We start from the raw sequence: 20,554 nt of genomic DNA, 5'->3' as shown, positions 1-20,554 counted from the left end.
CGGGGGCCGGGGCGGCGGTCCGCGCGGGCGCCGGGGCCCGGTCGTCGCGGCCCGCGGTGCCGGGGCCGTCCGGGCCGAAGCCGGGCGGCAGCGGGCCGATCTGGTCGAAGACCTCGACGGGCTCCTCGCCGGGCTCGGGGTCCGGCAGCAGCTCGACCGCCGACGTCAGGGCCTTCCGGGCTCCCGTGGCCGTCCTGAAGCGGGCCTGCGGGTCGGGCTGGAGCAGCCCGGCCAGGACCTGCCAGAGGGGCTCGGGGATGCCCTGGGGGGCGCCCGGCGTGCCGTGCGCCCTGAAGTGGTCCACGAGGGCCTGGGAGTCCGGCTTGCGGCCCTGGAGCAGATAGAGCGCGACCAGGCCGACCGCGAACAGGTCGGCGGTGAAGTCGGGCTCGGCGCCCATGAGTTGCTCGGGCGCGAAGTAACCGGGCGTCCCCACCACGTAGTTGGTCTCGGTGAGGCGGGGCTCGCCCTTGCGCATCGAGATGCCGAAGTCGGACAGCCGCAGGTGCGGCCGTCCGGTCCCGGTGACCTCGAGCAGGATGTTGGCGGGCTTGATGTCGCGGTGCACGACCCCCTCCGCGTGCACCGCGGCGAGACCGGACAGCAGCTGGTCGAGCAGGACGCACACGAAGCGGGGCGGCAGCGCGCCGTAGTCCCCGATGACGTGCGCCAGGGAACCGCCCGCCACGAGGTCCATCGTGAAGAGGACCTTGTCGTCGTCCGCGGCCCAGCTGGCCGGGGCGAGGACGTGCGGGTGGTCGATCCTGAGCGCCTGCTCGCGGACGAAGCGCAGCAGGGCGTGGGCGTCGCTCTGCTGGAGCACCTTGGCCGCCACGTAGCGGCGGCGCCGGTGGTCCCAGGCACGCCAGACCGCGCCGATTCCGCCGCGGCCGATCGGATCGATCAGCTCGTACCGACCAGCGAAGACCTCACCCATCGCGCTGCGCCCGCTCCCGTACCGTCTCGGATGCCGCCGTGTCCGTACCGGGTCGCCCCGGACGGGCCGGCGTCAGTTCTGGTGCGACTCGTAGTGGGCGACCGCGTCCGCGGTGCGCCCGGCGCCGTACACCCGGAGGAACTCTGCCAGCTCGGGGTGGGCGGGCGCGAGCGAGTCGGCGGCCTCGATGATGTCGCCGGCCGCCGCCACGGAACGCAGCAGCGACTGGATCTCGCGGACCACGCGGCGCACGGTGGGCGCGCCGCTGCTCGTGGTGGTCTGGCTGCCCGTGGTCAGCACGGAACCGCCCTGGGACTTCTTGATCTCGTCCATCCGGTCGGTCGCCTCGGCGGCGCTGACGCTGCCGTCGGCGACCTGGCGGGCGAGCTCCTGCAGGGCCTGGACACGCTGGACGACCGCCGGGTTGCCGATCTTGGCCCGCTGGCCGCTCATCAGCTGTGACAGCATCGGCGCCGAGAGCCCGAGCACGGCCGCCAGCCGGGCCTGGTTCAGCCCGAGGTCGTCGATCAGGCGACGGAAGAGCGCCCCCAACGGCTCCCCGTACCAACTGCGCTGAAGCTCGCGGGCTCTCGCCGTGGCTTCCTGCTGCGCTGTATCCATTCCTACTTCTCCCCATCCCTTGGGTTCGCCACTGCGAACCCCGATCAGCATCTTACGGAGCGTGGTCGCCCACGGGGAGTCCCAATCCTTTTGCGGGATACGGGGGGTGACCCGGTACTCTGTTGTCGTTCCGGGGCCTTAGCTCAGTTGGTAGAGCGCTGTCTTTGCATGGCAGATGTCAGGGGTTCGACTCCCCTAGGCTCCACTCCGGTAAGAAGAGCTCCCTGACCTGCGGAAACGCGGGCAGGGAGTTTTTTCGTACACCGGAAGAAGTGGCCCGGTCGCACGGGGCGGGAATGGACCAGGAAGGGTGGGCCATCCAGCCCTAGATTCGTCGTCATGACGCAGACGGGGAGCACCACGCGCACCGGTACGGGAAGCACGGCGCACACCGGTACGGGAAGCACGGCGGGCACCGGTACGGGGCACGGGGCGCACACCGGTACGGGGAACGGGGCGCACACCGGTACGAGGACCCGCCGGGCGCTGCTGGCCGCCCAGCTCGCCAATTCCGTCGGCGACGGGGCCTTCTACGTGACCTCGGCCCTCTACTTCTCCCGGGTCGTCGGGCTCTCCGCCCCGCAGATCGGCGCCGGGCTCGCCGTGGCCTGGGGCATCGGCTCGCTCGCCGGGGTGCCGCTCGGGCACCTCGCCGACCGGCGCGGGCCGCGCGGCAGCGCCGTCCTGCTCGCCCTGGTGACCTCGGCGGCCGTCGCCTCCTTCCTGCTCGTCCGCTCCTTCGTGCCCTTCCTGGTCGCCGCCGCCGTGTACGCGACCGCCCAGAGCGGCCTTGCCGCCGCCCGCCAGGCGCTCCTCGCGGGGCTCGTCGAGCCGGCCGAGCGGGTCGGGACGCTGGCGAAGCTCCAGGCCACGCTGAACGCCGGGCTCGCCGTCGGCGCCGCGCTCGGCGGCCTCGCCCTCGGCGCCGGGACCCGTACGGCCTATCTCACGGTCTTCGCCCTCGACGCGCTGGGCTTCCTGCTCTGCGCCCTGGTGCTGCGCGGCCTCCCGCCGGTGCCGGGCAGCCCGGCCGGCGGCGCCGGCGAACCCCGGCTCGTGGTGCTGCGGGACCGCCCGTACGCCCTGCTCACCCTCCTCAACGCGGTCCTGCTGCTCCGGATGCCGCTGCTCAGCCTCGCGCTGCCGCTGTGGACGGTGGAGCGCACCGCGGCGCCCGGCTGGACGGTCTCGGCGCTCTTCGTCCTCAACACCGGCGCCGTGATGCTCTTCCAGGTGCGGGCCGCGCGCTCGGTGACGGGCTTGCCCGAGGCGACCCGGGCCGTGGGCCGGTCGGGGGTGGTGATGCTCGCCTCGTGCGCCGTGTTCGCGGTGACGGCCGCCGGTCTCGGTGCCTGGCAGGCCGTCGGGGTGCTGGTCCTCGGAGCGGTCCTCCAGGTGATCGCCGAAATGCGTCACTCCGCGGGCTCGTGGCAGATCGGCTTCGCGCTCGCCCCGGCCGACCGGATCGGCCAGTACCAGGGTTTCCACGGCACCGGCGTGCCGGTCGCGAGGACGCTGGGGCCAGTGCTCGTCACCACGCTGCTGATCGGCTGGGGCCCGGCGGGCTGGCTGGTCCTGGGCGGGATCTTCCTGGTGGCGGGCTGGGCGACGGCGCCGGCGGTGCGCTGGGCGGAGCGCTCCCGGGGCCCGGTGGGTCCGGTCGCGGGCGCCCCGGTCGCGGAGCGCGCGGGAGGGCACTGAGCCGGACGGGTGGTGTTCATCGGAAGAACTGCGCGGTGGCGGCGTCGCTCCACGGTTCGCGGACGCGCTTCCTCATCATGAGGAAGGTACGAAAAGCGCGCAATTCGTCATGAACCATCAGAGGACATTCCTCCGGAACGTTCCAGGGCATCGAGGACCGTTCGGAGCGTCCGGGGAGTCCGCAGTACGGGAAGTCCGCAGCACCAGGAAGTCCGCAGCACCGGAAGATCCGCAGCACCGGGAACACCTGACACCCTCTCAGGAAAGTGAGGAGCCATGGCCACCGCCAAGGTCAAGCAGTTCTGGACCGCCTTCATCTCCCTCTTCTTCGCCCTGTTCGCCTCCCTCGGCCTGGCGAGCCCGGCGACCGCCGCACAGCAGCCCTCCCTGCAGCAGGGCGAGGAGCCGGCGGTCGCGCCCGCGAAGGCCGCGACGACCGCCGCGCGCACCCTCGTCTCCGTACCCGCACAGCGGATCAGCAGCCATCAGTGGCACCTCGCGCAGGGCCGCGCCCTGCCGCCCACCATCAAGCAGCGCATCGGCGCCGAGGCCCACGGTTCCTCCCCCTCCGTCCGCCACCTGCGTGCGGACGCCCCGGCCGGCTCGGACCCGACCGGAGCGCACGACCCGACCGGAGCGCACGACCTGACCGGCGCGGCGCTCGCCACCACCTCCGCCGCCACTACCGCCGCCGCCGCGTAGGGCGCGGCGGGCTCCTCCGCCGCGTCCTACCGCCCGGAACGGCCGGTGGTCAGCGACGTTCCTCGTCGCGATCCGCGGCCTCCTCCTCGGCCTCCTTGGCCGCGACACCGGGATCGAGGTCCGAACGGTCGTCGACGGACGACAGCCCGGTCTCCTCGTCCACCTCGGTGGGAGCGGGCGGCTCGACCAGCCAGTCGGGGTTGGCCTGCTTGTCCCACCACTTCCAGGCGGCGAAGGCGCCGCCGATCACGACGCCGAGGACCACGAGTCCCTTGGCGAGGCGTCCGGCCCTGGCCCGACGCGCATGCTTCTTCATGATCCTGTCGATGTCCTTCGGCGTCACCTGACCGCGCAGCGCGGCCCAGGCGGCGGTCGAACGCGAACCGGCCTCCTCCAGGACCGGACCGGTCGCGGCAACCGCGTGCTCGACGCGCGGAACGGTGTAGTCGGTCGCCTGACGGGCGGCCTTGCGGGTCACGGCCGCGGCGCGTTGCGCGGCCTCGTCGACCCGCGGCGGCACGTGCGGTGCGACATGGCTGTCGTACTGCTGACGGGCCTGAACACGGGCCGCTGACGCGGCCTTCGAGACTTTGGGCGCGAGCCTGACGCGCGCCTCGTGCGCGTAGAGAACGGCCTGGTCCCTGGCCGTGCCGGCGTACGGCGCCACCACTTCCGCGGCGTGCAGGACGCTCTCCTTCGCCGAACCTGTCGCGGCGCGCACGCTGTCCATGCGGGTCACGGGTTTCCTCCTCCTCGGTGGCGATGTCGGTTTTTCACCTTTCCATCCTTTTCGGAATCATGCCTGCCGTACCGCGCTCCGGCATGCGGGGCGGGCATCCGGGGCATGCGAGGATGCGGACGTGCAGGACGCGTGGGCATCGCCGTGCCCGTGCGGAGGTGTGGAGGAAGGCGCAACGTGCCCCAGCAGTACGCGATTCTGAAGACCAGCCAGGGTGACATCGAGATCCGGCTGCTGCCGTTCCACGCTCCGAAGACGGTACGGAACTTCGTCGAGCTGGCCCGCGGCGAGCGCGAGTGGACCCACCCGGCGACCGGTGAGGTCTCCACGGCGCCGCTCTACGACGGCACGGTCTTCCACCGGGTGATCAAGGGCTTCATGATCCAGGGCGGCGACCCGCTGGGCAACGGCACGGGCGGCCCCGGCTACGAGTTCGCCGACGAGTTCCACCCCGAGCTCCTCTTCGACAAGGCCTACCTGCTCGCGATGGCCAACGCCGGCCCGGGCACCAACGGCTCGCAGTTCTTCATCACGCTCGGCGCCACGACCTGGCTGAACCGCAAGCACACGATCTTCGGCGAGGTCGTCGGCGAGGCGAGCAAGAAGGTCGTGGACGCGATCGCCGCCGTCGAGACCAACCCGCGCACCGAGCGGCCGGTCGAGGACGTCGTCGTCGAGACCGTCGTGATCGAGAACCGCTGAGTCCCGGCCGGGAGCCGCCGAGTCGCCCGACGGATCCGTCCTGCCGACTTCTCCGGCGGGCCCGTCCTGCCGACTCGTCCGGCGGGCCCGGTCCGGGTCCGGGAACCTTCGCGCCCCGCCCGTCCGTCAGGAGGGCGGGGCGATCTGCCGGGCCCGGTCCCGCCGACCGCCCTCCGCCGACCGCTCTCGGCCGACCGTCCTCGGAGGACCCTGATGCACTGCTACCGACACCCGGACGTCGAGACCGGCATCCGCTGCGCCCGCTGCGAGAAGCCGATCTGCCCGGAGTGCATGGTCTCCGCGGCCGTCGGCTTCCAGTGCCCCGACTGCGTCCGCACCGGCTCCGGCACCGGTCACGCGCCGGACGCCAACCGGCCGAGGACGATCGCCGGCGGCCGGGTGAGGGCGGACGGACGGTTCGTCACCAAGATCCTCATCGCGGTCAACCTGGGTCTGTTCATCGCGGCCCAGGTGGTCGGCGAGCGGTTCGTGGACCGGCTGGTCATGATCGGCTACGCCTACAACCCGGTGCTCGGCGAGGTCGTCGGGGTCGCGGACGGCGAGTGGTACCGGCTGTTCACCTCGGCCTTCCTGCACCAGGAGGCCATGCACTTCGTCTTCAACATGGTCGGCCTGTGGGTGATCGGCGGGATCGTCGAACCGGAGCTGGGCCGGATGCGCTACGCGGCGCTGTGCCTGCTCTCCGGTCTCTCGGGCTCGGCGCTCGTCTATCTGATCTCCCCGGCGAACCAGGCCTCGCTCGGTGCGTCCGGCATGGTCTACGGCCTGATCGGCGCGTGGGTGGTGCTCGCCCGGTGGCGGCGCCACGACATGGGCCCGGTGATGCTCTTCGTGGCGATCTCGCTGGTCTTCACCTTCGCCCGGCCGGGCGTCTCCTGGGAGGCGCACGTCGGCGGGCTGGTGGCGGGCGCGCTCGTCACGTACGGGCTGGTGCACGCGCCGAGGGCGCGGCGGGAGCTGGTGCAGTACGCGGTCTGCGGGCTGATCCTGCTGATCGACCTGGGGCTCGTGCTGAGCAGGACCGCTGCGCTCACCTGAGCGGGGCTAGCTGTGGACGAGCTTCCCGGGAAGCTTTCCCCAGAGTTATCCACAGTGTGTGTCCCGGCAGGGCTGCTGATCTGTGCATGACCGCGCCCTCTGGCTCTGACCAGGCCTTCTTCGTCAGAGGCAGAGGGCGTCACGTGCCCGAACGGGCGTTCCCGTGGTCGTATCGGCGTCAACTCCATGGAGGTTATCCACAGATCTTCGTAAGTTATCCAGTGCTGTGCACAACACTGTGGATAACTCAGGGCAGAGCTTGACGCGTCACTTCCACTGCGTGGAGACACCGAAGCCCGCGGCGATGAAGCCGAAGCCGACGACGATGTTCCAGTTGCTGATGGACTTGACCGGCAGCGTGCCGTCGGTGACGTAGAAGACCACGATCCACACCAGCCCGATGGCGAACAGCGCCAGCATCACCGGAGCCACCCAGCTGCGGTTGGTCAGCTTGATGGCGGCGGCCTGCTTCGTGGCGGGCGGCGGCGTGTAGTCGGCCTTCTTGCGGATCCGTGACTTCGGCACGAGGAACTCTCCTGTCGATGCGCTGCGTGACCGCGCAGGGAACTGTGGCTGGTGCCGGGCCGGACGGACGGGCTGTGACAACGGGATGTGACACAGAGGACCGCGGCGTCCCCCGGGCGTCCGTTAGCGTAGTGGTTCCGCGGCACCGAAGGGGATCAGGGTACGTTGAGCAATTCCGCCGGCACTCCCGCCGGGCCGGGACGCAGCCACAGGTGGCGACCGGTCCGGGTGCTCACCGCTGCCGTCTTCGCCCTGGCCGGACTGATCTTCGTCACCAGCTTCAACACCGCGAAGGGCACCAACCTCCGCACCGACGCCTCCCTCCTCAGGCTCTCCGACCTGATCGAGGAGCGCAGCCACAAGAACGCGGGACTCGACGAGTCCGCCGCGGCCCTGCGTCAACGGGTCGACACCCTCGCCGCCCGCGACGACGGCTCCACCAAGGCCCAGGACGAGCGGCTGCGGGCCCTGGAGGCCGCCGCCGGCACCACCGAGACCTCCGGCCCCGGCCTCACCGTCACCCTGAACGACGCCCCGCCGAACGCCCAGGCCGCACCCGGCTACCCCGAGCCGCAGGCCAACGACCTGGTCATCCACCAGCAGGACCTCCAGGCCGTCGTCAACGCGCTGTGGCAGGGCGGCGCCAAGGGCATCAAGGTCATGGACCAGCGGCTCATCTCCACCAGCGCCGTGCGCTGCGTCGGCAACACCCTGATCCTCCAGGGCCGCGTCTACTCTCCGCCCTACAAGATCACCGCTGTCGGTGACCGCGACAGGCTCGGCAAGGCCCTCGCCGACTCCCCGGCCCTGCAGAACTACCAGCTGTACGTGAAGGCCTACGGCCTCGGCTGGAAAGTCGACGAGCACAAGGCGGTGACTCTGCCCGGCTACTCGGGCACAGTGGACCTCCACTACGCGAAGCCTGTGAGCTGACGCATGCGCTGACCGGGGGGAGCCGGGTGCGGTGACGGTGCGACTGTTCGTACGGACCCTCAGTGAGCTGTGCATCACCGTCGGCGCCCTGATCGTCCTCTTCGTCGTGTACGTCCTGTACTGGACCGGCGTCCAGGCCGGCAGCGCCACCGCCGGCCAGCTCGACGGCCTCCAGCGCGCGTGGGCGCAACGCCCCGTCGAAGCCGCCGCGCCCGCGGAACCCGCCGCGCCCGCCCCGGCCCCGTACGCCGACGGCAAGGGCTTCGCCGTCATGTACGTGCCGCGCCTCGGCCAGGACTGGGAATGGCCCGTCCTGGAAGGCACCCGCACGGACACCCTCAAGAAGGGCCTCGGCCACTACGCCGGCACCGCGCGCCTCGGCGAGACCGGCAACTTCGCCGTCGCCGGGCACCGCCGCACCTACGGCGACCCCTTCAAGGACTTCCCCCGGCTGCGGCCCGGCGACGCCGTCGTCCTCACCGACGGGACGACCTGGTTCACCTACCGCGTCGACCGCGCCCCGTACCGGACCGTGCCCACCGACACCGCCGTGATCGACCCCGTGCCCCGCAGGTCGGGATTCGACGGGCCCGGCCGCTACCTCACCCTCACCACCTGCGACCCCGAGTGGGGCAGCAGCCACCGGCTGATCGTCTGGGCGCACCTGGACGCCACCCAGCCGGTGACGGCCGGCCGGCCGCGGGCGCTGCGTCGTCCACAGGCTTCGGACGGTTGACCCCCGACCGCCCCGGCGCCCCGTACTCTGGTCCCCGTAACGAACGGAAGGGGCGGCGGACGTCATGTACGGATGGATCTGGCGGCACCTGCCGGGCAACGCCTGGGTGAAGGCGCTGATCTCGGTCGTGCTGGTCCTCGCGGTCGTCTACGTCCTCTTCCAGTACGTGTTCCCCTGGGCGGAGCCTCTGCTTCCGTTCAACGATGTGACGGTGGACGGCCAGTGAGCGCGCGAATTCTCGTCGTCGACAACTACGACAGCTTCGTCTTCAACCTCGTGCAGTACCTCTACCAGCTCGGCGCCGAGTGCGAGGTGCTCCGCAACGACGAGGTGGAGCTCAGCCACGCCCAGGACGGCTTCGACGGCGTGCTCCTGTCGCCCGGGCCCGGTGCGCCCGAACAGGCCGGGGTCTGCATCGACATGGTGCGGCACTGCGCGGCCACCGGCGTGCCCGTCTTCGGCGTCTGCCTCGGCATGCAGTCCATGGCCGTCGCCTACGGCGGGGTCGTCGACCGCGCGCCCGAGCTGCTGCACGGCAAGACCTCCCTCGTCACCCACGGCGGCAGGGGCGTCTTCGCCGGGCTGCCCTCGCCGTTCACCGCGACCCGCTACCACTCGCTGGCCGCCGAGCCCGCCGCCCTGCCGGACGAGCTCGAGGTCACCGCGCGGACCGAGGACGGCATCATCATGGGCCTGCGCCACCGCGAACTGCCCGTCGAGGGCGTGCAGTTCCACCCCGAGTCGGTGCTCACCGAGCACGGCCACCTGATGCTCGCCAACTGGCTGGAGCAGTGCGGGGACACGGGGGCCGTCGCGCGGTCGGAGGGACTGGCGCCGGTGGTGGGCAAGGCCGTCGCGTGACGGCCGGTTCGCCGTGGTTCCGGGCGGCGAACCTGCCGTCCGAGGAGCCCGAGTCCCCGCAGATACCCGGCCCCGGGCCCGTAGCGCCCGCACAGCCGCCGTACGAGGCCGAGACGGCCGTCTACGAGCCGATCACGGCCCCGGAGGCGTACCGGCCCCACCAGGCCGCCCAGGGGCCACAGGAGCCGCACGGAGCCCCGTACGAGCAGCCTTACGCGCAGTCGTACGAGACGCCGTACGAGCAGCCCTACGCGGCGGCGAACGCGACGCCGAGCGGCGCGGCGGCGAACGCGGCGGCGTACGAAGAGTCCTACGAGCCGGTGTCCGAACCCGCGCCCGACCCCGAGACGATGGCGCTGCGCACCGTCGAGGAGACCGCGCCGCCGGCCGGTCCGCTGCCCGGACCCGGGCGGGCCGAGCGCCGGCGCGCCGCCCGGCGCAAGGGCCGCGGCGCCGCCGCCGAACCGGAGCCCGCCCCCGAGGCGCCCGCCGTGCCGCTCTCCCGGGTCGAGGCCCGCCGGGCCGCCCGCGCGGCCAAGGACAGCGTCGGCGTCGTCCTCAGCCGGGTCGTCGGCGAACTCTTCATCACCTTCGGCGTGGTGATGCTCCTGTTCGTCACCTACCAGCTGTGGTGGACCAACGTCCTCGCCGGCCAGGAGACGGACAGGGCCAAGGAGAAGATCGAGAACTCCTGGACCCAGGAGGACGACCGCGAACCGGGCGCCTTCGAGCCCGGCGAGGGCTTCGCCATCATGTACATCCCGAAGCTCGACGTCGTCGTCCCCGTCGCCGAAGGCATCGACAAGACCAAGGTCCTCGACAAGGGCATGGTCGGCCACTACGCGGAGGGGCAGTTGAAGACCGCCATGCCCGCCGACAAGCAGGGCAACTTCGCCGTCGCCGGCCACCGCAACACCCACGGCGAACCGTTCCGGTACGTCAACCGGCTCCAGCCCGGCGACGCGATCGTCGTCGAGACCCGCGACGCCTACTACACGTACGAGATGACGAGCATCCTGCCGCAGACCTCGCCGTCGAACGTCTCCGTCATCGACCCGGTCCCCAAGGGCTCCGGCTTCACCAAGCCCGGCCGCTACATCACCCTGACGACCTGCACGCCCGAGTTCACGAGCACGTACCGCATGATCGTGTGGGGAAAGCTCGTCGACGAACGCCCGCGCGACAAGGGAAAGCCGGACGCGCTCGTAGGCTGAGCCCCACACCTGCGACCACCCACACCTCGACGGGACGATCTAGTGGCACGAGCGCGCAACCGGATCGCCGGGATCATCAGCGTCTTCGGCGAACTCCTCATCACCGCGGGCCTCATCCTCGGCCTCTTCGTCGTCTACTCGCTGTGGTGGACCAACGTCCTCGCCGACCGCGCCGCCGACAAGGAAGGCGACCAGGTCCGCGACCACTGGGCCGCCCCCGGCCCCGGTGCGCTCGACACCAAGGACGGCATCGGCTTCCTGCACGTGCCGGCCTTCGGCGACGGCGAGGTGCTCGTGAAGAAGGGCACCGACCCCAAGACCCTCAACAACGGCGTCGCCGGCTACTACACCGAGCCGGTCAAGTCCGCCCTCCCGCAGGACGAGCAGGGCAACTTCACGCTCGCCGCGCACCGCGACGGCCACGGCGCCAAGTTCCACAACATCCACAAGCTGAAGGCCGGCGACCCGATCGTCTTCGAGACCAAGGACACCTGGTACGTCTACAAGGTCTACGAGACCCTGCCGGAGACCACGAAGTTCAACGTGGACGTCCTCCAGCCCGTCCCCAAGGAGTCCGGCAGGACCAAGCCGGGCCGCTACATCACCCTGACGACCTGCACTCCGATGTACACCTCGGACTACCGCTACATCGTGTGGGGCGAACTGGAGCGCACGGAGAAGGTCGACGCGGCCCGCACCCCGCCGGCCGAACTGCGCTGACGCGCGCGAAGCCCGGGACGAGGCCACCGGCCCGAGGGCGGCGCAAGCCCGGGGACGGGTGACGAAGCCCGAGGGCCGCGCAAGGCCCAGGACGACGTAAGCCCCGGCACGACGTAAGCCCCGGCACGACGTAAGCCCCAGGACGACGTCAGCCCCGGCATCCAGGATGCCGGGGCTTACCCATGGGTCCGTCGACCCGACGGTCCCGCTAGTCGAAGAAGCCGCCGTTGCCGTCGTCGTTGTTGCCGCCGAGGGTGAAGACGGTGACCGTGTCACCCGGGTTCACCATCGCGCCGGCCTGCGGGTTGGTGCCCATGACGGTCGCGTTGCCCTTGTCCGAACCCTGCTGGATCACGTTGAGCTGCAGGGCCTCGAGCTGGGCCTTCACCTCGTTGAACTTCTTGCCCTGGAGGCCCTGCGGGATCTGGACCTGCGTGGGCTGCTGCGGGCCCTTGGAGACCTTCAGCGTGATCTGGACGTCCTTCGGCTGGGCGGTGCTGCCGTTGGGGTTCTGTCCGATGACGGTGCCCAGCGGCTGCTCGGAGTCCACGTCCTGGCGGGCGACGTTGGTGAAGCCGAGCTGGGCGAGCTGCTGCACGGCCTGGTCGTAGTTGCGGCCGGTGACGTCCGGCAGCTGCGACTGCTCCTTCTTGGCGACGGTGATCGTCACCTCGGAGTTCTTCTCCGCCTTCGAGCCGCCGTCCGGGTTCTGCTTCAGCACCCGTCCGGCTTCCTGGTCGGACTCCTCGTACTTGATGGTGACCTTGAAGCCCTTCTCCTTGAGCTGCTCCTCGGCCTTGTCCTGGAACTTGTCCGTGACGTCCGGGACCTCGACCTGCGGCGCGCCCTCCGACACGACCACGGAGATCGTCTCGCCGACGTCCATCTTCGCCGTCGCCGTGTACGCGGGCGTCTGGCTGCAGATCGCGCCCTTCGGCTGCTCGCAGCGCTCGGTGCCCGACTGCTGCACCTTGACCTGCGAGTTCTCCGCGAGCTTCTCCGCTTCCTTCAGCGTCTTGCCGACGAACTGCGGCACCGGCACCTGGTCGGCGCCGTCCTTGGTGTCGAAGATCGAGCGGCCGATGAGGATCGCGCCGACCAGGACCAGGATGCCCGCGAGGACCAGCAGGATCGTCGAGGTGCTCGACTTCTTCTGGCGGCGGCGGTCCGGGCGGTCGTCGTAGCCGTATCCGCCGTCGTCCGGGTTCATCGGCGGCAGCATGGTGGTCTGGCCGGCGGGGTCCGCCTGGCGCAGGGCCGTCGTCGGCTGGTCCTCCGGCGCGTAGCCACCGCCGTAACCGCCGCCGTACCCGACGGCGCCCATCGCCGCGGTCGCCGCGACCGGCTGGCCGTCGAGGCACGCCTCGATGTCCGCGCGCATCTCGTCGGCGGACTGGTAGCGGTAGTCGGGGTCCTTGACCAGCGCCTTCAGGACGATGGCGTCCATCTCGGGCGTGATCTCGGGGTCGAAGACGCTCGGCGCCTGCGGCTCCTCGCGCACGTGCTGGTAGGCGACGGCGACCGGGGAGTCGCCGATGAACGGCGGCCGGACGGTCAGCAGTTCGTACAGCAGGCAGCCCGTGGAGTACAGGTCGGAGCGGGCGTCGACCTGCTCGCCCTTGGCCTGCTCCGGGGAGAGGTACTGGGCCGTGCCGATCACCGCGGCGGTCTGCGTCATGGTCATGCCCGCGTCGCCCATGGCGCGCGCGATGCCGAAGTCCATGACCTTCACCTGGCCGGTGCGCGTCAGCATGACGTTCGCCGGCTTGATGTCGCGGTGCACGATCCCGGCGCGGTGCGAGTACTCCAGCGCCTGCAGGATGCCGACGGTCATCTCCAGCGTGCGCTCGGGCAGCAGCTTGCGCCCGGAGTGCAGCAGCTCACGCAGGGTCGACCCGTCGACGTACTCCATCACGATGTACGGGATGGAGACCCCGTCGACGTAGTCCTCGCCGGTGTCGTAGACGGCGACGATCGCCGGGTGGTTGAGCGAGGCGGCGGACTGGGCCTCCCGGCGGAACCGGGCCTGGAAGGACGGGTCACGGGCGAGGTCGGCCCGCAGCGTCTTCACGGCGACGGTGCGGCCGAGCCGGGTGTCGTGCGCGAGGTACACCTCGGCCATGCCACCACGGCCGAGCACCGAGCCCAGCTCGTACCGGCCGCCGAGGCGACGCGGCTCTTCCATAGCTTCTCCAGCCCTCTCCGTCTGTCCCGACCGCACCCGTGTGTGGTCCGGCGGTGTGTGCTGTTCGCGCATACGCTACCGGCCGCGGGGAACCGCTTCGTCCGCCGACCGTCACCTGATACCACACCGGTACACGGCCGGGGCCCCCGGCGTGGTATCGGTCACCCGGACCGGCACCGAACGCCCGGAGGACCGGCTTCGGCGCTCAGCTCCGGTTCTTGAGCACCGCCTTCATCACGGCCTTGGCGATCGGGGCCGCCAGACCGCCACCGCTGATGTCCTCGCGGTCGGTGCCCGCCGAGTCCTCGACGATCACGGCGACCGCGACCGGCGAGCCCTGGTCGGTCTTCGCGTAGCTGATGAACCAGGCGTAGGGACGCTTGGCGTTCTTCTCGCCGTGCTGCGCCGTACCGGTCTTGCCGCCGACCTTCACGCCGTCCATGCGCACGTCGGCGTTGCCGCCGGTGCCGTTGGTGACGACGTTCTCCATCATCTCCTGGAGCTGCTGGGCGGTCTTCTGCGAGACGGGCCGGCTGAGCTCCTCCGGCTCCGTCTTCTTGATCAGGTCGACGTTGGGCGCGCGCAGCTCGTCGATCATGTACGGCTTCATCAGCTTGCCGTCGTTGGCGATCGCCGCCGTGACCATCGCCATCTGCAGCGGCGTGGTGGCCGTGTTGAACTGGCCGATCGACGACAGCGCGTTGCCACCGCGGTCGGCGTTCTTGTCGTACACCGAGGCGACGGCGCGGACCGGGACGAACTGCTCGGCGTTGAAACCGAACTTCTCCGCCATCTCGGTCATCTTCTCGACGCCGACGTCGTCGCCGAGCTTCGCGAAGACCGAGTTGCAGGAGATCTCCAGCGCGCGGTTCAGGCTGGCGTTGGCGCAGCCGCTGGCGTGGTTGACCATCTCCCTCGAGGAGAGCGGGATCTTCCAGCCTTCGGGCGTGTCCGTCTGCGCGTTGATGTCCTTGACCGCGCCGTTCTCCAGCGCCGCCGCGGCCGTGACGACCTTGAAGACGGAGCCCGGCGGGTAGATCTCGCGCAGCGCGCGGTTCAGCTTGGGCTTGTTCTTGTCCTTCTCCAGCGTCTGCCAGGCCTTGGCGTCCGCGTTGTGGTAGCCGGCGAAGGAGGCGGGGTCGTACGACGGCGTGGACGCCAGCGCGAGGATCTTGCCGGTCGACGGCTCGATCGCGACGACCGCGCCGGTCTTGTTGCCGAGGCCCTTGAACGCGGCCTTCTGCGCGGCCCCGCTCAGGGTGGTGACGACGTCGCCGCCCTTCTTCTTCTCGCCGGTGAACATCGCCAGCGTGCGGTCGAAGAACAGCCGGTCGTCGTTGCCGGTGAGGACGCCGTCCTCGATCTTCTCGATCTGGCTGGCGTCGAAGGCCTGCGAGGCGTAGCCGGTGACCGGCGCCCACATGGGGCCGTCCACATAGGTCCGCTTGTACTTGTAGAACTCGTCGCCGGAGTCCACGGAACCGGTGATCGGCTTGCCGTCGACGATGATGTTCCCGCGCTCGTTGGAGTAGCGCTCGATCGTCACCCGCTTGTTCTTCGGGTGGGCGTTCAGCTCGTCGGCGCGCACGTACTGGAGCCAGTTGTCGCGCACCAGCAGGGCGAGGATCAGCAGGCCGCAGAAGATCGCGACTCGGCGCAGCGGCTTGTTCACGGACGGACCACCTGGGTCATCTCGGCGTCGGGGTTCGGGGCGGGGGACGGTGCGGGACGGCGCGCGGTGTCGCTGATGCGGATCAGCACGCCGACCAGCGCCCAGTTGGCGATCACGGACGAACCGCCGTAGGCGAGGAACGGCATCGTCATGCCGGTCAGCGGGATGAGGCCCATCACACCGCCGGCGACGACGAAGACCTGGAGGGCGAACGCGCCCGACAGGCCCATGGCGAGCAGCTTGCCGAACGGGTCGCGGGCCGCGAGGGCCGTCCGCACACCGCGCTCGATGATCAGCCCGTAGAAGAGCAGGAAGACCATGACGCCGGCCAGGCCGAGCTCCTCGCCGACCGTGGCGAAGATGAAGTCGGAGTTGGCGGCGAACTGGATGAGGTCCGAGTTGCCCTGGCCGAGGCCCGTGCCCAGGATGCCGCCGGAGCCGAACGACATCAGCACCTGCGTCATCTGGTCGCACGCGTACGCCATGTTCGTGCCCTCGGGGGCCGTCTTCAGGCACTCGAACGGGTCGAGCCAGGCCTGGACACGCGACTGCACGTGGCTCGCGGTCGAACCGACGACCACGGCGCCGCCCGCCGACATCAGCAGACCCATGACGACCCAGCTGGTCCGCTCCGTCGCCACGTACAGCATGATCACGAACATGCCGAAGAACAGCAGCGAGGTACCGAGGTCGTTCTCGAAGACCAGGATGAGGAGGCTGACCGCCCAGATCGTCAGGATCGGGCCGAGGTCACGTCCGCGCGGCAGGTAGAGGCCCATGAACCGGCGGCTGGCCAGCGCCAGCGCGTCCCGCTTCACCATCAGGTAGCCGGAGAAGAACACGGCCAGGACCAGCTTCGCGAACTCACCGGGCTGGATGGAGAAGCCGCCGACCCGGATCCAGATCTTCGCGCCGAACACGTCGGCGCCGAGACCCGGCACGAGCGGCAGCAGCAGCAGGACCAGCGCGACCACCATGGAGATGTACGTGTAGCGCTGCAGCGTCCGGTGGTCCTTCAGGAGCAGCAGCACCGCCACGAACATCGCGATGCCGATCGCCGAGTACATCATCTGGTTCGGCGCCGACGGGCTGAACGCCCCGTACGAGCGCTTGGCCAGGGCGATCAGCCGCGGCGACTGGTCGAGGCGCCAGATCAGCACCAGGCCCATGCCGTTGAGCAGGGTCGCGAGCGGCAGCAGCAGCGGGTCCGCGTACGGCGCCCACTTGCGCACCACGAGGTGCGCGACGCCCGCGAGCAGGGCGAGGCCGGCACCGTACCCGAGCATGCCGGGCGGCACCTCGCCGTCGATCGCCAGACCGACGTTGAGGTAGGCGAACACCGGGATGACGACGGCGAACGCCAGCAGCGCCAGCTCGGTGTTGCGGCGGCTCGGCGCCTCGATGGCGCCGATGGTGGTCGTGTTGGTGACAACGCTCATGGTGGTGAAAGGCCCCCTACGGGTCTGCTTACTGCTTGCCGCAGTTCGAGGCCAGCTTCTGCTCCTCCGCCGACAGGGTCGGTCCAGGGGACGGCGCGGCTGTGGTGGGCTTCTTGTCCGGCGCGGCGGCACCGTCCGTGGACGGCGGCGGCGTGCTCGCCTTGTCGGCGGCCTCCGCGGCGGCCTTCTGACGCTGTTCCTGCTTCTTGCAGGCCGAGGCCTGCAGCGCCAGCTCGGCGATCTTCGTCTGCGCCTTGCCGAGGCTGCCGCCCGCGATCGTGTCCTCCACCTGCTTGCGCTGGTACGCCGGCAGGTACTTGAGTTCGATCTCGGGGTGGTCCTTCTCGACCTCCGACAGCTTCAGCCACGCCAGGTCCTGGCTGATGCCCCGGTAGAGCGCCACGTGCTCGTCGTTCGAGCCCACGAAGTACTGGGTCTGCGTCCAGCGCCAGCCGCCGTACAGGCCGCCGCCGAGCACGGCGAGCGCGAGGAGGATGAAGAAGGAGCGCTTCAGCCACTTGAGGCCGGTGCGCGGCTTCACGAAGTCGTCCTCGGTGTACGACCCGAAGGAGCCCTGCGGCGGCATCCCGCCGTAGCCGTGGTCGTCGCCGCTTCCGGGCGGGCCGAAGCCGCCGGACGGAGGCTGCTGGTGCGGCGCGGGGCGGCCGAGCCCGGAGGCGCGGCCCGCGGGCGTGTGCATGGCACCGCCGTCGTGCGGCTGCACCTGGTTCTCGGCGACCGCGCCCACGATCATCGGGGTGTCGGAGAGGTGACCCGCGAGGGTGTCGCCGCCGTCGACGTCGAGGACGTCGGCGACGATCACCGTGATGTTGTCCGGGCCGCCGCCGCGCAGCGCGAGCTGGATCAGCTCCTGCACGGTCTCCTGCGGGCCCTGGTAGCTGGCGAGGGTCTCCTCCAGCGTCTGGTGCGACACGACCCCGGACAGGCCGTCGGAGCACACCAGGTAGCGGTCGCCGGCCCGCACCTCGCGGATCGACAGGTCGGGCTCGACGGGGTCACCGCTGAGCACCCGCATCAGCAGCGACCGCTGCGGATGGGTCGTCGCCTCCTCCTGCGTGATCCGGCCCTCGTCGACGAGCCGTTGCACCCAGGTGTGGTCCTGCGTGATCTGCGTGAGGACGCCGTCGCGCAGCAGGTACGCGCGGGAGTCGCCGACGTGCACCAGGCCGAGGCGCTGGCCCGTCCACAGCAGGGCGGTGAGCGTCGTGCCCATGCCTTCGAGGCGCTGGTCCTCGTCGACCATCACTCGCAGCTGGTCGTTGGCGCGCTGCACGGCCGTGCTGAGCGACGTGAGGATGTCCGAGCCGGGGACGTCGTCGTCGAGCGTCACCAGGGAGGAGATCACCTCGGACGAGGCGACCTCGCCGGCGGCCTGGCCGCCCATGCCGTCGGCGATCGCGAGCAGCCGCGGACCGGCGTAGCCCGAGTCCTCGTTGCCCTCGCGGATCATGCCCTTGTGCGAGCCCGCGGCGAAACGCAGTGACAGACTCATGCCCACCTGCCCTGTCGGCGCCGTGTCGGGTTGCCGCCGGTCTCGAGCCACACTGCCCACCCTCCGGTCGGGAGCCCGTACCCGCCCCGGCCCCTTGCCCGGGCTGCCGCGCGGTCCTCAGGGCGGTCCGTCGTGGGGACCGCCCCGGCGCGCTCGCTCCGCTCGCTCATGTTCGTACTACTTCCGCAGCTCGATGACGGTCTTGCCGATGCGGATCGGCGCGCCGAGCGGAATCGGTGTCGCGGTGGTGAGGCGGGTCCGGTCGAGATACGTGCCGTTGGTGGACCCGAGGTCCTCGACGATCCACTGACCGTCCCGGTCCGGGTAGATCCTGGCGTGCCGGCTGGAGGCGTAGTCGTCGTCCAGCACGATCGTCGAGTCGTGCGCCCGGCCCAGCGTGATGGTCTGGCCCTGCAGGGCGACCGTCGTGCCGGTGAGGGTGCCCTCGGAGACGACGAGCTTGGTCGGGGCGCCGCGGCGCTGCCGACCCGCGGGCGCGGCCTGCTGGCCGCCCCGCTGCTGTGGCGGTGCGGCGGCCTGCCGCCCGCTCTGCTGCGGGCGCGCGTCCTGCCGGCGCGAACCGCGCTGGGTGACCCGCGTGCCGAACAGATCGCTGCGGATGACCTGGACGGCCACGATGACGAACAGCCACAGAACGGCCAGGAAACCCAGCCGCATGACCGTCAGGGTCAGCTCTGACATTGCCCCCGCTTCACCCTTCGGCTTGCCGGTAAACGATGGTGGTGCTGCCCACGACGATCCGCGAGCCGTCGCGGAGCGTAGCGCGGGTGGTGTGCTGCCCGTCCACCACGATGCCGTTGGTGGACCCGAGATCCGCGATCGTCGAGGGCGTTCCGGTCCGGATCTCGCAGTGCCGGCGGGAGACGCCGGGATCGTCGATCCTCACGTCCGCGTCGGTGCTGCGTCCGAGGACCAGGGTCGGGCGGGAAATCTGGTGGCGGGTGCCGTTGATCTCGATCCAGCGGCGGATCTGGCCGCCGCCGGACGTCGCGGGCCCGCCGGGTCGGCCCGCGGCGGGCGCCGTCGGACGGTGCCCGGGCATGGCCGGGGCGCCCGGCGGCGGGGCCGCGGGCATCGGCGGGGCACCGGCCGGGGGATACCCGTAACCACCGCGGGGCGGCTGCTGGCCGCTCTGCGGTCCGGCCGGGTATCCGCCCGGAGCGGGCGGCTGCGGCTGTGACGAACTCGACGCGAGCGTGCGGCTGCGCACCCGGTACAGACCGGTGTCGAGGTCGTCGGCCTTCTCCAGGTGGACCTTGATCGGGCCCATGAAGGTGTACCGCTGCTGCTTCGCGTAGTCCCTGACCAGGCCGGCGAGCTCATCGCCGAGCTGGCCCGAGTAGGGGCTGAGGCGCTCGTAGTCCGGCGCGCTCAGCTCCACGATGAAGTCGTTGGGGACGACCGTCCGCTCGCGGTTCCAGATCGTCGCGTTGTTGTCGCACTCGCGCTGGAGGGCGCCGGCGATCTCGACGGGCTGGACCTCGGACTTGAAGACCTTGGCGAAGGTGCCGTTGACCAGACCTTCGAGTCGCTGCTCGAACCGCTTCAGGACTCCCATGGGGCACCTCCTCCGTCGTTGTCGTCGTACTGCTTACTGATCGTATCCACGCGTCGGGAAATCGGCTGGTTCCCCTTCTCTGCCCTGTGGACGAGTGTCACCTCTCACAGACCTTCCCCACGGATCGTAGAGGCGGCCTGTGGACAGTGTCCCGCACCCGGGAGCGGAGCAGGAGGTGCCGTCCTTCACTCCTTCCCCCTCGCTCCCCTCCCCGTCCTCCTTCCCCTCCTCTTTCCCCTCCTCTCTCCTCGTCCGCCGGGGAGGGGACGAAACAACGGATGTGAATCCACCGCCTGCAGCGTGCTAATCTTCAGATGTCGCCAGGCGAACGAACCGAAAGGTGAGAGAGCCGGGAGACCACCCAATGCGCGGGTGGCGGAATAGGCAGACGCGCTGGATTCAGGTTCCAGTGCCCGAAAGGGCGTGGGGGTTCAACTCCCCCCTCGCGCACCAGTCGAGACGGTCGGCATCGTGATCACGATGCCGACCGTTTTGCGTTGGTCTCCTCGCGGTGGTGTGCATGCACCGCCGGGTGTGAGGTAGACCACTCGAAGGCGGCTCGCGGCAGCTCGTGGTGACGCACGGACAGGCGACCATCGTCGCGGCCGGGCGAGACGAAAGAGGACAGCGAGCGCACGGAACCCGGGCCTATCGTGCCGGCGTGGAAGCTCCTACCAAGATCCGGACGGTCGGCACGCGGCTGACGGTGCTGCTCC

20 protein-coding genes and 2 tRNA genes are annotated in these 20,554 nt (G+C 70.6%); 12 read left to right on the top strand and 10 right to left on the bottom strand.

The window, feature by feature from the left end:
* Both ESG85_RS06715 and ESG85_RS06710 read right to left on the bottom strand, forming a co-directional pair.
* On the bottom strand, positions 1–937 hold a 937-nt coding region (locus ESG85_RS06715; RefSeq protein ID WP_164986181.1), incomplete at its 3' end, for a serine/threonine-protein kinase.
* A gap of 72 nt (positions 938–1,009) precedes the next feature.
* Positions 1,010–1,558, bottom strand: coding sequence for a helix-turn-helix domain-containing protein (locus tag ESG85_RS06710; RefSeq protein WP_128977110.1), 549 nt, complete (start codon positions 1,556–1,558; stop codon positions 1,010–1,012).
* Positions 1,559–1,690: 132 nt separating this feature from the next.
* Here ESG85_RS06710 and ESG85_RS06705 point away from each other — a divergent pair.
* The 3 genes from ESG85_RS06705 (at position 1,691) to ESG85_RS06695 (ending at position 3,961) form a co-directional block, all read left to right on the top strand.
* Positions 1,691–1,763 (top strand) — tRNA-Ala (locus tag ESG85_RS06705).
* Between the two features lie 134 nt (positions 1,764–1,897).
* Positions 1,898–3,259: an MFS transporter gene (locus ESG85_RS06700; protein ID WP_128977109.1), complete on the top strand. Its 1,362-nt coding sequence runs from the start codon at positions 1,898–1,900 to the stop codon at positions 3,257–3,259.
* Between the two features lie 276 nt (positions 3,260–3,535).
* Positions 3,536–3,961, top strand: a complete 426-nt coding sequence (locus tag ESG85_RS06695) for a DUF6344 domain-containing protein (RefSeq protein ID WP_181018977.1) — start codon at positions 3,536–3,538, stop codon at positions 3,959–3,961.
* A 49-nt stretch (positions 3,962–4,010) separates the two neighbouring features.
* On the opposite strand, the gene ESG85_RS06690 is transcribed toward ESG85_RS06695, so the two are convergent.
* Entirely contained in the window at positions 4,011–4,700 is a 690-nt protein-coding gene (locus ESG85_RS06690; protein ID WP_128977108.1) for a DUF5324 family protein, read from the bottom strand.
* A 177-nt stretch (positions 4,701–4,877) separates the two neighbouring features.
* Between ESG85_RS06690 and ESG85_RS06685 the strand changes: the two genes are divergently transcribed.
* Both ESG85_RS06685 and ESG85_RS06680 read left to right on the top strand, forming a co-directional pair.
* Complete coding sequence (locus ESG85_RS06685) at positions 4,878–5,402, top strand: peptidylprolyl isomerase (protein ID WP_246094843.1); 525 nt, start codon at positions 4,878–4,880, stop codon at positions 5,400–5,402.
* Between the two features lie 213 nt (positions 5,403–5,615).
* Positions 5,616–6,461 carry a rhomboid family intramembrane serine protease gene (locus ESG85_RS06680; protein ID WP_128977106.1) on the top strand — a complete coding sequence of 282 codons (846 nt, stop codon included), beginning with the start codon at positions 5,616–5,618 and terminating at the stop codon, positions 6,459–6,461.
* 267 nt (positions 6,462–6,728) lie between these two features.
* On the opposite strand, the gene crgA is transcribed toward ESG85_RS06680, so the two are convergent.
* Positions 6,729–6,986 (bottom strand): cell division protein CrgA, encoded by a 258-nt coding sequence (crgA, locus tag ESG85_RS06675; protein WP_128977105.1) that lies wholly within the window; start codon positions 6,984–6,986, stop codon positions 6,729–6,731.
* 165 nt (positions 6,987–7,151) lie between these two features.
* Between crgA and ESG85_RS06670 the strand changes: the two genes are divergently transcribed.
* The 6 genes from ESG85_RS06670 to ESG85_RS06650 all read left to right on the top strand — a co-directional run bounded on the left by ESG85_RS06670 (position 7,152) and on the right by ESG85_RS06650 (position 11,450).
* A complete protein-coding gene (locus ESG85_RS06670; protein ID WP_128977104.1) occupies positions 7,152–7,919 on the top strand; it encodes a DUF881 domain-containing protein in 768 nt (255 codons plus the stop codon).
* Between the two features lie 31 nt (positions 7,920–7,950).
* Positions 7,951–8,655 carry a class E sortase gene (locus tag ESG85_RS06665; protein WP_128977103.1) on the top strand — a complete coding sequence of 235 codons (705 nt, stop codon included), beginning with the start codon at positions 7,951–7,953 and terminating at the stop codon, positions 8,653–8,655.
* Between the two features lie 64 nt (positions 8,656–8,719).
* The gene (locus tag ESG85_RS34870) at positions 8,720–8,881 is read left to right on the top strand and encodes a hypothetical protein (protein WP_030493741.1); all 162 of its coding nucleotides are present in this window, start codon (positions 8,720–8,722) and stop codon (positions 8,879–8,881) included.
* Entirely contained in the window at positions 8,878–9,516 is a 639-nt protein-coding gene (locus ESG85_RS06660; RefSeq protein WP_128977102.1) for an aminodeoxychorismate/anthranilate synthase component II, read from the top strand. The genes ESG85_RS34870 and ESG85_RS06660 overlap by 4 nt, the downstream gene beginning before the upstream one ends.
* Positions 9,513–10,730 carry a class E sortase gene (locus tag ESG85_RS06655; protein ID WP_128977101.1) on the top strand — a complete coding sequence of 406 codons (1,218 nt, stop codon included), beginning with the start codon at positions 9,513–9,515 and terminating at the stop codon, positions 10,728–10,730. Before ESG85_RS06660 ends, ESG85_RS06655 begins: the two co-directional genes overlap by 4 nt.
* A gap of 42 nt (positions 10,731–10,772) precedes the next feature.
* Positions 10,773–11,450 (top strand): class E sortase, encoded by a 678-nt coding sequence (locus ESG85_RS06650; RefSeq protein WP_128977100.1) that lies wholly within the window; start codon positions 10,773–10,775, stop codon positions 11,448–11,450.
* A gap of 208 nt (positions 11,451–11,658) precedes the next feature.
* Here the strand turns inward: ESG85_RS06650 and pknB are convergent, their stop codons facing one another.
* From pknB to ESG85_RS06620, 6 genes are all read right to left on the bottom strand, one after another.
* Entirely contained in the window at positions 11,659–13,635 is a 1,977-nt protein-coding gene (gene pknB, locus ESG85_RS06645; RefSeq protein ID WP_128977099.1) for a Stk1 family PASTA domain-containing Ser/Thr kinase, read from the bottom strand.
* Between the two features lie 205 nt (positions 13,636–13,840).
* The gene (locus ESG85_RS06640; RefSeq protein ID WP_128977098.1) at positions 13,841–15,307 is read right to left on the bottom strand and encodes a peptidoglycan D,D-transpeptidase FtsI family protein; all 1,467 of its coding nucleotides are present in this window, start codon (positions 15,305–15,307) and stop codon (positions 13,841–13,843) included.
* The gene (locus ESG85_RS06635) at positions 15,304–16,746 is read right to left on the bottom strand and encodes an FtsW/RodA/SpoVE family cell cycle protein (RefSeq protein ID WP_128977097.1); all 1,443 of its coding nucleotides are present in this window, start codon (positions 16,744–16,746) and stop codon (positions 15,304–15,306) included. Before ESG85_RS06635 ends, ESG85_RS06640 begins: the two co-directional genes overlap by 4 nt.
* Positions 16,747–16,774: 28 nt before the next feature.
* Entirely contained in the window at positions 16,775–18,259 is a 1,485-nt protein-coding gene (locus ESG85_RS06630; protein ID WP_128977096.1) for a PP2C family protein-serine/threonine phosphatase, read from the bottom strand.
* 177 nt (positions 18,260–18,436) lie between these two features.
* On the bottom strand, positions 18,437–18,961 hold the full coding sequence (locus ESG85_RS06625; RefSeq protein WP_128977095.1) for an FHA domain-containing protein FhaB/FipA: 525 nt from the start codon (positions 18,959–18,961) through the stop codon (positions 18,437–18,439).
* 10 nt (positions 18,962–18,971) lie between these two features.
* Positions 18,972–19,838: an FHA domain-containing protein gene (locus ESG85_RS06620; RefSeq protein ID WP_128977094.1), complete on the bottom strand. Its 867-nt coding sequence runs from the start codon at positions 19,836–19,838 to the stop codon at positions 18,972–18,974.
* Positions 19,839–20,204: 366 nt separating this feature from the next.
* On the opposite strand from ESG85_RS06620, the gene ESG85_RS06615 reads away from it, so the two are divergent.
* A tRNA-Leu gene (locus ESG85_RS06615) sits at positions 20,205–20,291 on the top strand.
* Positions 20,292–20,554 lie beyond the last annotated feature (263 nt).

Source organism: Streptomyces roseicoloratus, assembly GCF_004117935.1.
GTDB lineage: Bacteria > Actinomycetota > Actinomycetes > Streptomycetales > Streptomycetaceae > Streptomyces > Streptomyces roseicoloratus.
This window is presented reverse-complemented; position numbering and strand designations above follow the sequence as displayed.

Bases quoted from the DNA above. Each gene is read 5' to 3' on its own strand.
- ESG85_RS06630 (WP_128977096.1), bottom strand. From the start codon at position 18,259: ATGAGTCTGTCACTGCGTTTCGCCGCGGGCTCGCACAAGGGCATGATC.
- ESG85_RS06620 (WP_128977094.1), bottom strand. From the start codon at position 19,838: ATGGGAGTCCTGAAGCGGTTCGAGCAGCGACTCGAAGGTCTGGTCAAC.
- ESG85_RS06625 (WP_128977095.1), bottom strand. From the start codon at position 18,961: ATGTCAGAGCTGACCCTGACGGTCATGCGGCTGGGTTTCCTGGCCGTT.
- pknB (WP_128977099.1), bottom strand. From the start codon at position 13,635: ATGGAAGAGCCGCGTCGCCTCGGCGGCCGGTACGAGCTGGGCTCGGTG.
- ESG85_RS34870 (WP_030493741.1), top strand. From the start codon at position 8,720: ATGTACGGATGGATCTGGCGGCACCTGCCGGGCAACGCCTGGGTGAAG.
- ESG85_RS06710 (WP_128977110.1), bottom strand. From the start codon at position 1,558: ATGGATACAGCGCAGCAGGAAGCCACGGCGAGAGCCCGCGAGCTTCAG.
- ESG85_RS06635 (WP_128977097.1), bottom strand. From the start codon at position 16,746: ATGAGCGTTGTCACCAACACGACCACCATCGGCGCCATCGAGGCGCCG.
- ESG85_RS06700 (WP_128977109.1), top strand. From the start codon at position 1,898: ATGACGCAGACGGGGAGCACCACGCGCACCGGTACGGGAAGCACGGCG.
- ESG85_RS06695 (WP_181018977.1), top strand. From the start codon at position 3,536: ATGGCCACCGCCAAGGTCAAGCAGTTCTGGACCGCCTTCATCTCCCTC.
- ESG85_RS06680 (WP_128977106.1), top strand. From the start codon at position 5,616: ATGCACTGCTACCGACACCCGGACGTCGAGACCGGCATCCGCTGCGCC.